At 61.7% G+C, this 13,801-nt stretch carries 12 protein-coding genes; 2 read left to right on the top strand and 10 right to left on the bottom strand.

The features are described from left to right. Nucleotides 1-30: 30 nt before the first annotated feature. From F2982_RS11910 to F2982_RS11870, 9 genes are all read right to left on the bottom strand, one after another. On the bottom strand, nucleotides 31-3,171 hold the full coding sequence (locus F2982_RS11910; RefSeq protein ID WP_203427945.1) for an efflux RND transporter permease subunit: 3,141 nt from the start codon (nucleotides 3,169-3,171) through the stop codon (nucleotides 31-33). Between the two features lie 24 nt (nucleotides 3,172-3,195). Further along, nucleotides 3,196-4,332, bottom strand: a complete 1,137-nt coding sequence (locus F2982_RS11905) for an efflux RND transporter periplasmic adaptor subunit (RefSeq protein WP_203427944.1) — start codon at nucleotides 4,330-4,332, stop codon at nucleotides 3,196-3,198. Between the two features lie 49 nt (nucleotides 4,333-4,381). Continuing rightward, complete coding sequence (locus tag F2982_RS11900; protein WP_130282311.1) at nucleotides 4,382-4,987, bottom strand: TetR family transcriptional regulator; 606 nt, start codon at nucleotides 4,985-4,987, stop codon at nucleotides 4,382-4,384. A 143-nt stretch (nucleotides 4,988-5,130) separates the two neighbouring features. Continuing rightward, complete coding sequence (locus F2982_RS11895) at nucleotides 5,131-5,562, bottom strand: OsmC family protein (protein ID WP_112719810.1); 432 nt, start codon at nucleotides 5,560-5,562, stop codon at nucleotides 5,131-5,133. A 121-nt stretch (nucleotides 5,563-5,683) separates the two neighbouring features. Then, entirely contained in the window at nucleotides 5,684-6,463 is a 780-nt protein-coding gene (locus F2982_RS11890; protein ID WP_203427943.1) for an SDR family oxidoreductase, read from the bottom strand. A 10-nt stretch (nucleotides 6,464-6,473) separates the two neighbouring features. Continuing rightward, nucleotides 6,474-7,328, bottom strand: a complete 855-nt coding sequence (locus F2982_RS11885) for an aldose 1-epimerase (protein WP_203427942.1) — start codon at nucleotides 7,326-7,328, stop codon at nucleotides 6,474-6,476. A 14-nt stretch (nucleotides 7,329-7,342) separates the two neighbouring features. Next, a complete protein-coding gene (gene araH / locus F2982_RS11880) occupies nucleotides 7,343-8,293 on the bottom strand; it encodes an L-arabinose ABC transporter permease AraH (protein WP_203427941.1) in 951 nt (316 codons plus the stop codon). A 16-nt stretch (nucleotides 8,294-8,309) separates the two neighbouring features. Continuing rightward, complete coding sequence (gene araG, locus F2982_RS11875) at nucleotides 8,310-9,815, bottom strand: L-arabinose ABC transporter ATP-binding protein AraG (protein WP_203427940.1); 1,506 nt, start codon at nucleotides 9,813-9,815, stop codon at nucleotides 8,310-8,312. Nucleotides 9,816-9,884: 69 nt separating this feature from the next. Next, a complete protein-coding gene (locus tag F2982_RS11870; RefSeq protein WP_203427939.1) occupies nucleotides 9,885-10,868 on the bottom strand; it encodes an arabinose ABC transporter substrate-binding protein in 984 nt (327 codons plus the stop codon). 212 nt (nucleotides 10,869-11,080) lie between these two features. On the opposite strand from F2982_RS11870, the gene F2982_RS11865 reads away from it, so the two are divergent. Together F2982_RS11865 and dgoD are read left to right on the top strand one after the other, a co-directional pair. Next, the gene (locus tag F2982_RS11865; protein ID WP_112719816.1) at nucleotides 11,081-11,836 is read left to right on the top strand and encodes a FadR/GntR family transcriptional regulator; all 756 of its coding nucleotides are present in this window, start codon (nucleotides 11,081-11,083) and stop codon (nucleotides 11,834-11,836) included. Between the two features lie 55 nt (nucleotides 11,837-11,891). Beyond that, complete coding sequence (dgoD, locus tag F2982_RS11860) at nucleotides 11,892-13,040, top strand: galactonate dehydratase (RefSeq protein ID WP_112719817.1); 1,149 nt, start codon at nucleotides 11,892-11,894, stop codon at nucleotides 13,038-13,040. Between the two features lie 29 nt (nucleotides 13,041-13,069). On the opposite strand, the gene F2982_RS11855 is transcribed toward dgoD, so the two are convergent. Beyond that, the gene (locus tag F2982_RS11855; RefSeq protein WP_348652505.1) at nucleotides 13,070-13,717 is read right to left on the bottom strand and encodes an isoprenylcysteine carboxylmethyltransferase family protein; all 648 of its coding nucleotides are present in this window, start codon (nucleotides 13,715-13,717) and stop codon (nucleotides 13,070-13,072) included. Nucleotides 13,718-13,801 lie beyond the last annotated feature (84 nt).

The raw sequence follows: 13,801 nt of genomic DNA, 5'->3' as shown, positions 1-13,801 counted from the left end.
GAAAATGGCGCGGCCGAAGCCGCGCCACCTTCACTCAGCAGCCATCGCCGGCGGATGATGCTCATCCGCGTCTTCCTGGTCGGCGCTGGCTTGCCCGCTCGTCGCGTCCTGCGGCTCACGGCCGAAGAACAGTGCGTAGCCTGCGGGCAGAACGAAGATCGTCAGCAGGGTAGCAACCAGAATGCCTCCCATCATCGCATAGGCAAGCGGACCCCAGAACACGCCGCGCGAAATCGGGATCAGCGCCAGCACGGCCGTCAGCGCCGTCAGCATGATCGGCCGGAAACGGCGCACGGCTGCGCCGACGATCGCCTCCTGACGATGCATCCCCGCCTTGATATCCTGATCGATCTGGTCGACGAGGATGATCGAGTTGCGGATGATGATGCCAAGCAGCGCGATGACGCCGAGGATCGCCACGAAGCCGAAGGGGGCACCGCTGATCAGCAGCGCGCTTGCCGCGCCGATGATGCCGAGCGGACCGGTCGCAAAGACCAGCATCGCCTTGCCGAAGTGCTGCAGCTGCGCCATCAGCAGGATCATGATCACGACGAGCATGATCGGCGCCTTGGCGGCAATCGAATCCTGGCTCTCGGCCGCATCTTCCGCGCCGCCCTGGATCTGAACCTGATAGCCGGCGGGAAGGCTGTCGCGCAGGCCCTTCATGTCGGCATACATCTTCATCGCCACGTCGTTCGGCTGTACGCCGTCGGGCAACGTGGCGCGGACGGTGATCGTCGGCAGACGGTTGCGGCGCCATTCGATCCCCTGCTCCATGACCGGAACGACCTTGGCGATCTGCGAGACCGGCACGAAGCCACCGAAATCCGTCGGCACATAGACCGAGTTCACGGCCGACAGCAGCGAGCGGCTTGTTTCCGGCTCACGGGCAACGATCGAAACCGTCTCCTCGCCATCGCGGAAATCGTCGAGTGGCGCACCGGACATTGCCGTCTGCAGCATCTGGCGCACGCGCTGCGAGGTGACGCCGAGCGAGCGGGCACGATCCTGGTCGATGACCAGCTTCATGGCCGGCACCGGCTCGAGCCAGTCGTCGTGGATGGCGCCAAGCTCAGGGTTCTCGGCAAACTTCGCCTTCACCTGATCGGCAATCCGCCGCACTTCCTGGCGATCCGGACCCATGACGCGCATCTGCACGGGCCAGCCGGTCGGCGGCCCCAGGAACAGGCGATCGACCTTGCCACGGATATCCGGGAAGTCTTCGGCCAGGATGGTGCGCAGCTTGGTGATCAGCCGCTCACGGGCCGGCTCGTCATTCGCCATGATCAGCAGCTGGGCAAAGTTCGGATTGGCAAGCTGCTGGTCGAGCGGCAGGAAGAAGCGCGGCGCGCCCTCGCCGATATAGGTGGCGATGAACTTCTTGTCCGGGTCCGCCATCATCTTGGCTTCGAGGGCTTTCGCCTTGGTCTCGACATCCTTGATGCTGGTACCCTCTGGCAGCCAGAGATCGACCAGGATTTCCGGCCGCGAGGACTGCGGGAAGAAGTTCTGCGGAATGAACTGGAAGCTCCAGAGGCTGGTGACGAAGGCACCGACAGTGATCAAGAGCACGATCGCGCGATGGCGCACCGCCCAGCCGACGCTGTTGCGCAGGCCGCGATAGAAGCGGGTATCGAAAACATCGTGATGCTCACCCGCATGGTGGCGCTGCTTCAGGATCATGTAGCCGAGCCACGGCGTGAAATAGACCGCGACGAACCACGAAACGATGAGAGCGATGCCGACGACATAGAACAGCGAGCGCACATACTCACCGGCCGTCGAGGCCGCGAAGCCGACGGGGATGAACCCCGCCGTGGTGATCAGCGTGCCGGTCAGCATCGGGAAGGCGGTCGACGAATAGGCAAAGCTTGCCGCCTCGATCTTGACGAGCCCCTCTTCGAGCTTTCGCTCCATCATCTCGACCACGATCATGGCGTCATCGACCAGAAGGCCGAGCGCAATGATCAGCGCGCCGAGCGAGATACGCTGCAGATCGATGCCGAGTTCGTACATGATCGCGAATGTCGCGGCGAGCACCAGGGGAATGGCGATCGCAATCACCAGACCCGACCGCCAGCCGATCGACAAGAACGAGACAATGAGAACGATGACCAGGGCCTCGCCGAGCGCATGCATGAACTCGCTGATCGCATCGGTCACGACATCTGGCTGGTTGGAAATCTGGTCGACAGCCACGCCGTAAGGCAGCGACTTCTCGAAGCGCTCATAGGTCGCTTCGACATCCTTGCCGACATCGGTGACCTTGAAGCCCTTGGCCATGACGACGCCGACCTGGACGCTTTCGTGACCGTTGAAACGGTACTTGCGCTGGTAGGGATCTTCGAGGCCGGAATAGACGGTGGCGATATCGCCAAGGCGGGTCACCTGATTGCCGGAGCGCAGTCGCAGCTCGCGGATATCGTCCAGCTTGCGCACATCGCCCTCGACGGAAATCCGCACAGACCGCAGACCGGTATCGACGGAACCGGCGGGATCGACGCTGTTCTGGCCCTTGATGGCGTTCTGCAGGTCGACGACCGTCAGGCCGCGCTCGGCCAGCGCCTTGGAGGACACGTCGATATAGATCTTCTCCGGCTGGTCGCCGATAATAACCGCCTTCTCGACGCCCGGCGTCGTCAGCAGCATGTCACGCGCCTGGATCGCGAATTTCTTCAGCTCCGGATAGGAATAGCCGTCGCCGCTGATCGAATGCAGCGTGATAAAGGTATCGCCGAATTCGTCGTTGAAATAAGGCCCGAGCAGACCCTCCGGCAGCTCGCTGGAGATATCGCCGACTTTCTTGCGCACCTGGTAGAAGGCGTCGGCAACGTCAGCCGCGTTGGTATCGCCCTTCACCTGCACGGTGATGATCGAGCTGCCGGCGCGGGTATAGGACTTCACCCAGTCGAGGTGTGGCGTTTCCTGCAGCTTGCGCTCGATCTTGTTGGTGACCTGGTCTTCCATTTCCTGAATGGAGGCGCCCGGCCAGACGGCTTGGACGACCATGACGCGGAATGTGAAATCCGGGTCTTCCTTCTGGCCCATGCGCATCAGCCCGAGCACGCCGGTGATCAGGATGAGGCCGAAGAGGAAGCGGGCGATGCTCGGATGGCCTATTGCCCAGCGCGACAGGTTGAACGGGCGCTTCTCGGTGGTGTTGTTGTCCATGACCTTGATCCCTCTCCCGGCGCTTTACTCGACGGAGCTCGTCACATCGGCCGAGGCGGCCTGCAATTCCGGCAGCTTGACCTTGAGGTTTTCGCTCATGAACTGCGTGCCGGCCGCAACGACGATGTCGCCGGTCGAAAGGCCTTCCGTGACGTTGACGCCGTCACCGGTGAAATCGGCAACCTTGATCTCGCGGGCATGAACCGTCGCCGCCTGGCGGTCGACAATCCAGACGATTTTCTTGCCTTCCTTCTCGGCCAGCGCGCTGAGCGGCACGGCGACGTATGGATTGGCATTGGTGACGTTGGCTTCGACAGTCGCTGTCATGCCCAGGAGCACACGGGGATCGTTCGGCAGGCTGACGCGGACCGAGAAGGTGCGTGACTGCGGATCGGCAGCGCCCGAGACTTCGCGAACCTTGCCCTGGAGAACCAGCTTGTCATCGGACCAGAAGCTCGCCTTGACCTTCTTGCCCGGCTTGAATTCGGCGATGTCGTTCTCCGGCACCGCGATCTGCACTTCCTTCTCGCCATCGACCGCGACGGTGACAACAGGCGTACCGGCCGAGACCACCTGGCCGGTATCGGCGTTGATCGTGGTCACGATACCGTTCTGGTCGGCCTTCAGCTGCGAATAGCTGACCTGGTTCTTGGCCTGATCGAGAGAGGAGAGCGCGGCATCGCGCGTCGAAACCGACTGATCGTAGCTCAGCGAAGCCTGTTCCAGCTGGGATTTGGAGGCGACGCTCTTGTCGAACAGCTGCTCGGCACGCTTGTTGGCGAGATCGGCCGTCTGCACACCCTTTTCGGCGGCGGCCAGATTGGCCTCGGCGCTCTTCACGGCAAGTTCGTAATCGGTGGAATCGATGGTGGCGAGGATATCGCCGGGCTTCACCCTGTCGCCGATATTGACGCGGCGCTCGGTGATCTTGCCGGCAACGCGGAAGCCGAGGTTCATCTCGGTGCGCGCCTTGACGGCGCCGGAATAATCGAGGACCCGCGTGTCACCGGCCTTAGCGATCTCGACGACCTTGACCGGACGGATGATCTCCGGAGCCTCGGCTTTCTTCTCGTCACTGCAGGCGGCAAGCCCGAAGCCGACCGCGCCAACGAGCGCAATGCTGAGGATGGACGGCACGCGGCGGCTTTCTTGCGAAATCATGTTCGCACTCCCAATCTTTTTTGATGTTCTCAGACGGCCGAGCCGCCTGTTATTTCAGTGCTTTCAGAGAGAATTCGACGAGTTCGTCGATCGTCGCCCGATTGGTCTTTGCAAGACACTGGGCCACGATCTGCGGGTGACACAGGGTCACCGTCGCCGCACCGAAACAACGCGAAGCCGCATCCGCGTCCTGTTCGGCAAACTCACCGGCGGCAATCCCCTCGCGGATCACGTCGGCGGTCAACGCTTGAATGCTGTCGATATGCTTGTCGATGACATGCCAATCGCGCTCGATCGCAACGATGACCATCTCGTGAACCTTTTCACGGTCGAGCATGGTGTCCACGGTCATCTGATACTGGCCATGTACGAAGAGCCGCAGCCGCTCGGAAGCGCTGACCGGCATGTGGCAGACGTCGTAGGCCTGCTTGTAACTGGCAGCCAGCATGCGGCCGCAGATCGCCTGGTGGATCTCCACCTTGGAGGCAAAGAAGCGATAGATATTGGCCGGCGACATACCGAGATCGCGCGCCACATCGGCAACCGTCGTCTTGGCATATCCGTAGTGCCGGAACAGCTTTTCGGCCGAGTCGAGAATGCGGGTGACATTCTCCTGGCGGGTGCTGTCCAATACGTTTTCGGCGGTTTCAACCATGCTTTCGGCGGCCTCACTTACGACTGACGATTTTCGAATTTCGTCAGTCGTAAGATATCATCCGTCAGATGTCAACCGAATTGGCGAATACAAAAATGCCGCGGCCAAAGGCGCGCGGCATTCAACAGGCGGTTTTGAAGCGGTCAGGAGAGCGTGACGTCGAGCGTGATCGGAACCGCCGACAGCGCCTTGGAGACCGGGCAACCGGCCTTTGCCTTGTTGGCAAGCTCGGTGAATTTCGCCTGGTCGGCACCGGGCACCTTGCCGGTGAGAGCCAGATGGATCGCGGTGATCGCAAAGCCACCCTCGACGCTTTCGAGTGTCACCTTTGCCGTGGTTTCCATGCTTTCCGCCGTCAGCCCGGCTTCGCCGAGGATCAGCGACAGCGCCATGGTGAAGCATCCCGCATGGGCCGCGCCGATCAGCTCTTCCGGGTTGGTGCCGGGAACGCCTTCGAAGCGGGTCGCGAAGCCATAGGGCTGCTCCTTGAGCGCGCCGCTCTGCGTCGAAATCTTGCCCTTGCCGTCCTTGAGCCCGCCGGACCATTGGGCTGAAGCTGTACGATTGATCTGCATGCCGTCCTCCGTTGCGATTGAAGCTTAAGGCGGTCAACGCCGCCACCCTGGGAAGGCGAAACCTTCCTGCCCGGCAATATAAGGCTCTATCGCGTGTTGAACACAGCTATACGAAAATCATTCAGGCGGGATGCTGCTGGACGCTGAGGCCGCCGTCGACAGTCAGGCAGGTCGCGTTCATGAACGGGCACTCGTCGGAGATCATGAACACAGCCGCCATGGCGATTTCCTGCGGTGTTGCGATCCGCCCGCCGGGATGCAGCTTCATCGTCTCGGCCCTCGCCGCTTCCGGATCGGCAAAACCGTTCCAGTAGTCGATGACCTTCTGTGTCGCGACATAGCCGGGTGCCAGCGCATTCACGCGAACATTCTTCGGCGCATATTCGAGGCCGAGCGACTTGGTCATCCCGAGAAGCGCATGCTTGGCGAGCGGATAGGGAAAGGTATGTGGAATGATCGTGAAGGCATGGGTCGAAGCGATATTCAGGATGACGCCGCCCCCCTCCCCGATCAGCCCCGGCAGAACGGCCTTCGAGCAGTTCCAGGCGCCCTTCAGATTGATATCGAAGCAGCGGTTCCATTCTTCGTCGCTGGTTTCCAGCGGCTCGGCAAAGACGTTGACACCGGCATTGTTGACCAGCGCATTGATCCGCCCGATCTCGCGTTCGGCTTGAGCCACGGCTTCGCCAATCGCCTTCGCGTTGGTAATATCGGCTGTCATATGGGCGACAATCGCGCCTTGTGTCCGAAGCCTTTCAGCCTCAGCCGCAAGAAGGGCGCCATCCATATCGATAAGGAAGACGGCAGCCGCTTCGCGAACGAAAGCCTCGGCGATTGCCAGCCCGATGCCCTGTGCCGCGCCGGTGATGAACACGCGCTTGCCTGCCAGACGTCCTACCAAAGCTCTCTCCTCAAATTCCTGCAGCCGAAAGGCTGATCGTCATTCGCCCCGCAAGGCTCTCGCCCGGCGCCAGCAAGACCAGCCCGCCAAAATCCCGCATATGATGGCCGTTCGGCAAGTGGCTCATCGGCTCGAAGCAGAAGAAGTCCGCATTCCCGGGCGTATAGATCATGTAGTTTCCAAAGATCCCGTCCATCTCGATTTTAGCGACGAGATCAAGCTCCGGCCACCGGATGGAAGCCGCACCACTCCAACCTTCGAAGGCATTGTTGATCCATCGATCGGGAACCGGTCGCGGGGTCGAGAAGTCGAGCTCTTCGGGAATGGCAACCGGCGCATCCGGCAGATAGCCCTGCCGCTCCGTCCAGAGCCGTGATGCCGGAGCAAGCAGCGTCACGTTCGGCGTCAGCGGAAAGAACGGATGAAAGCCGAGCCCGAAGGGCATCGACGTGTCACCGCGATTGGTGACGGACAGGACATTCTCAAAACGGCAGTCAGAAACCGAAAAGCCCTGCGATGCCGAGTAGCGATAGGGCGAGACGCGCCCCGCCTCGTGCTCGTAGCTCAGCGTTAGCGATCGCTCGTCCTGCGCTTGGACATTCCAGAGCCCAAGCCACCCATCGCCATGCAGGTGAAGCGGATCATCCGTATTCGGCTGGAACGAATAGTCGCGTCCCTGAACGGTCATCACGTTGTATTCGACGCGATTGCCGAAAGGCACCAGCGGAAAGCTCGCCATGCCGCCATCCGGTCCGCCCCTCGGTTGCAGGACGGCGCGGCCGTGGAATGTGGCGCTGCGTATCGCGCCGCCCTGCCGGGACACGGAGATTTCGAGACCGCCATCGGCGATCCTGATCTCGTCCATGGCCGCGACCCCGCTCACCCGCGCCGGCCCGCCGCCGAAGAGCGGAGATTGTCGAGCAGCACCGCGATCAGCAGGATCAGGCCGCGCACGACATATTGGTAGAAGGCCTGGATGTTCAGCAGGTTCATGACGTTCTCGGCAATGCCCATGATCAGAACGCCGACGATGACGCCGGTCATCGCCGCGCGCCCGCCGGCCAGCGACACACCGCCGAGAACGCAGGCCGAAATGACCGAGAGTTCGAGGCCGGTCGCCGCATTTGGCTGGCCCGACGTGATGCGCGAGGCAAGCAGGATACCGGCGATGGCGCAGACAAGCCCCTGCAGCGCAAAGATCCAGATCCGCATGTTGACGACATTGACGCCGGCCAGACGCGACGCCTCCGGATTGCCGCCGATCGCCAGCGTGTTCTTGCCGAAGACCGTGCGGTTCAGCACGAAGCCGAAGACGATGAACAGTGCGATCATGATCCAGATCGGCGTCGGCACCGTCAGGATGCGCGACAGGGCCAGCTGATAGAAAGCCGGATCGTTGATGCCGACGGCGCGGCCGTCGGACGCGATCAGCGCCAGGCCGCGAACGATCTGCATGGTCGCCAGCGTCGTGATCAGCGCGTTGATACGGAACTTGGCGATGACCACGCCATTGACGACGCCGACGATGCTGCCGCAGATCAGCGCTGCCAGCAGGCCGAGCGGGATCGAACCCGTCGAGTTCGACACCATGACGGCGATCATGCCGGAGAAGGCGACGGTCGAGCCGACCGAGAGGTCGAAGTCGCGCGATGCCAGGCAGAACATCATCGTGCAGGCGACGATGCCGATCGTCACCACCGACTGCAGCAGGCCCAGCATGTTGCGTTCCGTCAGGAAGCTCGGAACGGTCAGCGAGACGATGACGAAGGCGATCGCGAAGATCACCACGAGGCCCTGTTCGCCGAGAAGGATTTTTTTCAACGAGTTCATCACTACCGTTCCTGAATTAGAGTGTGCCGGCGGCATTCTTGTCGGGCAGAGCCGCGGTCAGAATGCTGCGTTCGTCGAAATCGGCGCGCGCCACATTGGCGGCGACGCGGCCCTGGCACATGACCATGATGCGATCGGAAATGCCCATCACCTCGGGCAGTTCGCTGGAAATGACGACGATCGCCATCCCCCCTGCCGCGAGCTCATAGAGGATCTCGTAGATCTCCGACTTGGCGCCGACATCGATGCCACGCGTCGGCTCGTCGATGACGAGCACCTTGACGCCCTGCTCCGAAAGCCAGCGGCCGAGAATGACCTTCTGCTGGTTGCCGCCGGAGAGATTGATGATGTCCTGTTTGCGCGAGGGCGTGCGAACCCGAAGCTTGGCGATGAACTGGTCGGCGACCGAGGCTTCCTTCTTCGGGTTCAGAATGCCGAAGGGCGAGAAATGGCGGCGCGACGAGATCGCGATATTCTCCTCGATCGACCGCCCCTGAATGATGCCGTCGAACTTGCGGTCTTCGGGGCAGAGCACCATGCCGGCATTGATCGCCGCCTTCGGATTGTCGGGAGAGACGGCGACGCCGTCGATCTCGACCGTACCCTGATGGCGATGATCCGCTCCATAGAGCAATCGGGCCATCTCGCTGCGCCCGGCACCGATCAGGCCGAAGAAACCCAGAATTTCGCCCTGACGGACAGAGAAGCTGATCGGATTGCGCAGCTTCGAGCCGGAGAGGGTCTTCACCTCCAGCCTGACACCGCCGACCGGCCGCTCGCGCCAGCCCCAGATATTGCTGATCTCGCGCCCGACCATTTCGGCGATGATCTGGTCGCGCGTGGTATCGGCGACCTTGGGATGATGCGCCGCAAGCTTGCCGTCGCGAAGAACGGTGAGGCTGTCGCAAAGCCGGAAGATTTCGTCCAGGCGATGCGAGACATAGAGGATGACGGTGCCGTTCGCCTTCAGCTTCTCGATCAGCGAGAAGAGGATTTCGCTCTCCCGCGACGACAGCGACGACGTCGGCTCATCGAGCGCGATGACCCGCGCATCGAGCATGACGGCCTTGGCGATCTCGACCATCTGCCGCGCGCCGATCGACAGCGTCGCGACCTTGGCCGACGGATCGACATCGATGCCGATTTCCTCGAGCTTGGCGCGAACGGTTTCGATCAGCGTCTTGCTGTTGATGACGCCGCCCTTGGCGGGGAAGCGGCCGAGCCAGAGATTTTCGGCAACGGTCAGTTCCGGAACCAGCTGCAGTTCCTGGTGGATGACGATGACGCCGGCATGGAAGGCATCGCGCACCGAACCATATTTCTGCTCCTCGCCATCGATGACGATGCTACCCTCGTCGGCGGACTGGTCGCCGGAGAGCACGCGGATCAGCGTCGACTTGCCCGCGCCGTTCTCGCCCATCAGCCCGTGGACGGCACCCTTCTCAACGTCGAAGGAGACATTGGAAAGCGCCCGGACCCCGGGATAGCCTTTGGAGATGTTGTTGAATTCGAGGAAAGCCATGCCAGCTCCATGGAGAAAGAGCCCGGCGGCTTTCAAGGCCGCCGGGGTGAAATCACCTTGGGAGGATGATTACTGGATGCCGAGGTCCTTGCGAACCTTTTCATAGTCGCCGCGCAGCGCCAGCGAGCCGGAGGTCAGCGTCAGCTTTGCCGGCTCCTTGTCGTTGGCGATCCAGTCGTACATGTTGAGCGCGGTTTCGTAGCCGTGACGCTTCGGCGAGATGATGACGGTGCCGAAGAAGCCGGTAGCCGAAGGCTTCTTGAACTCGTTGATCGCCGAGTCTGCGCCACCGATGCCAACGCCAATCATGTTGTCGGCGGCGATGCCGACCGATTCCGAGGCGCGGACGGCGCCGAGAACGGCTTCGTCGTTGAGACCGAAGGCAACCCAATATTTTACGTCGGCATGCTTGTTGAGAACTGTGGTCGCAGCGTTGAGGGCCGCTTCCGTATCGGTCTTCGCCTGCGGCGCGTCATAGATGTTCTCGGCAGGGAAACCGGCAGCCTTCAGCACGGAGATCGCGCCTTCGACGCGGTCGACGGCGGTCGGAAGCTGATCATAGGAAATGCGGATGGCGCCGACATTCTTCATGTCCCACCCACGCTTCTTGATTTCGTCGACAAGCGCCTGGCCGACCGTTTCGCCGATCTTGGTGGCGGAGATGCCCATATGCGGAACCTCTTCCAGCGGCTTGCCTTCGGCATCGACGAGACGGTCGTCGACGGTCATCAGCTTCAGCTGGTTGGCAGCAGCCTTGGCGACAATGCCGGGGCCGAGCTTGACGTCCGGCGTGCAGACGATGAAGCCCTGCGCGCCCTGGGCGCCGAGATTGTCGATCGCCGACTGAACCTTTTCGCCGTCCTCAGCACCGATCTTCACAAGGGTGAAACCCTTTTCCTTGGCGGCCTGGTCGGCGAACTTCCATTCGTCCTGGAACCACGGCTCTTCCGGCTGCTTGACGATGAAGCCGATCTTGACGTCCTCGGCGAAGGCGGAGCCGGCGGCCAGAATGGCAAACGTGCCAGCCAGGATGGCTGCTTTGAACAAGCGCATGTCTCTCTCCCTAACTCTCAAAAATGAGCATCTGCCTCCCAGGCAGTGCGCTAGAATTAAGTTAAATCATCATACCAGTCAATTGCCTTTGTATGATGATTGGAATAATAAGATAATATCAAGCCTGCCAGGAGGAGGCGTCGCAAAGGCAATCGAATTCAGCTAAGAGGGTTCGGTTTGCTTCGCGGGCAGAGAAAGCGGAGAGGTTCATTTTGGATTCCATCGAGCGGCAGAGTGGGGATGCAAATCCACGCACGGGAAGCCGTCCGCGCGTGCGCAAAAGCGTAACGGCGGCCATTGCCGAAGACATCTTCTCGGAGCGCTATCCGGCCGGCTCACCGTTGCCGCGCGAGAACGATCTCTGCGAGATTTACGGTGTCAGCCGCACCGTTATCCGCGAGTCCCTGAAGGTCCTGGAATCGAAGGGCCTGGTGCGCGGCAAGCCGCGGATCGGTACCTCGGTCTGCGACCGCGACGACTGGAACATCCTCGATGCCGAAGTGCTCGAATGGATGGGCCCCTATATCAAAGACTTCGATCTGCTCGGCTGCATCCTCGAGGCGCGCCGCACGATCGAACCTGCTGCTGCCGAATATGCCGCCGAGCGCGCCTCCACCCAGGAGATCGCCGATCTCGACAGCGCCTGGCGCCAGATGCGCGATTCCGCCGGCGATCCCGAAGCCTTCACCGATGCCGACGTGATGTTCCATGCGGTGCTGCTGAAGGCGAGCCACAATCAGGTCTTCCGCCGGCTGCTGAGCGCCATCCATGCTGCGCTCAAATATGCGCTCCACGCCTCGAACATCGCCGTCGAGAGCCGCGAGGATGCCGTCGCCGTCCACGGCGAGCTCGTCGAGGCGCTGCGGCTGCGCAACCGCGCCAAGGCCCGCGAATGCGCCAACCGCATGCTGGACCTTGCCGTGCGCGACCTCGCAGCTGCCGAAAAGGCGATCGGCCGGACCAAATAGACAGACAGGCGGCACCGCCGCAGACGCAACACGACAATAGCGAAAGCCCCATTCCATGAAGATCACCAAGCTCACGACCTACATCGTTCCGCCGCGCTGGCTGTTTCTGAAGATCGAAACGGATGAGGGCGTGGTCGGCTGGGGCGAGCCTGTCGTCGAGGGCCGTGCGCTGACCGTCGAGGCCGCCGTCCATGAGCTCGCCGACTACCTGATCGGCAAGGATCCCTTCCTGATCGAGGACCACTGGACGGTGATGTATCGCGGCGGCTTCTATCGCGGCGGCGCCATCCACATGTCGGCTCTGTCGGGCATCGACCAGGCGCTCTGGGACATCAAGGGCAAGGCGCTCGGCCAGCCGATCCACTCGCTGCTCGGCGGCCAGGTGCGTGACCGTATCAAGGTTTACAGCTGGATCGGCGGCGACCGCCCTTCCGATGTCGCCCGCAACGCCAAGGAAGTCGTCGCCCGCGGCTTCAAGGCGATCAAGCTCAACGGCTGCGAGGAAATGCAGATCGTCGATACCAACGAGAAGATCGACAAGGCGGTCGAGACCATCGCCACGATCCGCGAGGCAATCGGCCCGCATATCGGCATCGGCGTCGATTTCCATGGCCGCGTCCACAAGCCGATGGCCAAGGTGCTCGCCAAGGAACTCGAGCCCTACAAGCTGATGTTCATCGAGGAGCCTGTCCTCTCCGAGAACCGCGAGACGCTGAAGGAAATCGCCAATCATTGCTCGACGCCGATCGCGCTTGGCGAGCGGCTCTATTCGCGCTGGGACTTCAAGTCGGTCCTGGCTGACGGCTATGTCGACATCATCCAGCCGGATCTTAGCCATGCCGGTGGCATCACCGAATGCCGCAAGATCGCGTCGATGGCGGAAGCCTATGACGTGGCGTTGGCTCCGCATTGCCCGCTTGGCCCGATCGCGCTTGCCGCCTGCCTGCAGGTCGACGCGATCAGCTACAACGCCTTCATCCAGGAACAGAGCCTCGGCATTCACTACAACAAGGGCAACGATATCCTCGACTACATCTCCAACAAGGAGGTGTTCCAGTATGCCGACGGTTTCGTCTCGATCCCCCAGGGCCCCGGCCTCGGCGTCGAGGTGGACGAAGCCTATGTCATCGAGCGCGCCAAGGAAGGCCACCGCTGGCGCAACCCGATCTGGCGCCACGAAGATGGCAGCTTCGCCGAATGGTAAGACAGGAAGGGCCGCGAAAGCGGCCCTTTTCAGTAGATGCCGGGGATGAGCCGCCAAGTGTGGCTGCGATAGGCTTCATACTCTGCACCGAACTGCGATTTCAGAAAGGCTTCTTCCGCACGGATCCGCGCGATCACCGGCCATAGTGTCACAAGCACCAGGATCACCCCAACCATCGAACGGAAGGCCAGCGCCCAGCCGAGCGATGTGACCAGCAGCCCGACATAGCTCGGATGCCGGATAAACCGGTAAGGCCCTGCCGTCACCAGTTCATGCCCTGGCTGGATTGCCACAAGGCCGCTGAACCTGCGGCCAAGCACAAAGACCGGCCAGAGCCGCAACGAGCCGCCGGCGGCATAAATGATGACGCCGGCCCAACGCATGCCGTCTCCGCCGAATGTCCAGAAATCCAGCCTGTCCGTGTAGGCAGGCAGGTAGCCGAGTAGAAAACCGAGGATAGCAAATGCCACAAGCACCCAGCGGTTCGATCTGTCCTCCCGCTCGCCACCACTGAGATTGCCCTTGCTGAAACCGGCCGCAACCGCCAGCGCGATGGTCACCACCGTCAGCGCCACCAGCGGCGGGTGACTGAAGAACGCTCCGAAACCTCCGAGCCCCGTAATCGCGAGAATGAGAAAGACGGAGGTCCCGAACAGCGACAGAAGCGTCAGTGCCAATGCAGATGAATTTTCCATGGCCTTGCTATGCGATGATCACGAACACCGAACCATTCGCCGCACCGTATTGTTCCCTCTCGATGC

The sequence above is a fragment of the Rhizobium sp. BG4 genome (assembly GCF_016864575.1).
Lineage (GTDB): Bacteria > Pseudomonadota > Alphaproteobacteria > Rhizobiales > Rhizobiaceae > Rhizobium.
This window is presented reverse-complemented; position numbering and strand designations above follow the sequence as displayed.

Coding starts and splice junctions, on each gene's coding strand:
- F2982_RS11910 (WP_203427945.1), bottom strand. CDS start 3,171: ATGGACAACAACACCACCGAGAAGCGCCCGTTCAACCTGTCGCGCTGG.
- F2982_RS11905 (WP_203427944.1), bottom strand. CDS start 4,332: ATGATTTCGCAAGAAAGCCGCCGCGTGCCGTCCATCCTCAGCATTGCG.
- F2982_RS11900 (WP_130282311.1), bottom strand. CDS start 4,987: ATGGTTGAAACCGCCGAAAACGTATTGGACAGCACCCGCCAGGAGAAT.
- F2982_RS11895 (WP_112719810.1), bottom strand. CDS start 5,562: ATGCAGATCAATCGTACAGCTTCAGCCCAATGGTCCGGCGGGCTCAAG.
- F2982_RS11885 (WP_203427942.1), bottom strand. CDS start 7,328: ATGGACGAGATCAGGATCGCCGATGGCGGTCTCGAAATCTCCGTGTCC.
- araH (WP_203427941.1), bottom strand. CDS start 8,293: ATGAACTCGTTGAAAAAAATCCTTCTCGGCGAACAGGGCCTCGTGGTG.
- araG (WP_203427940.1), bottom strand. CDS start 9,815: ATGGCTTTCCTCGAATTCAACAACATCTCCAAAGGCTATCCCGGGGTC.
- F2982_RS11870 (WP_203427939.1), bottom strand. CDS start 10,868: ATGCGCTTGTTCAAAGCAGCCATCCTGGCTGGCACGTTTGCCATTCTG.
- dgoD (WP_112719817.1), top strand. CDS start 11,892: ATGAAGATCACCAAGCTCACGACCTACATCGTTCCGCCGCGCTGGCTG.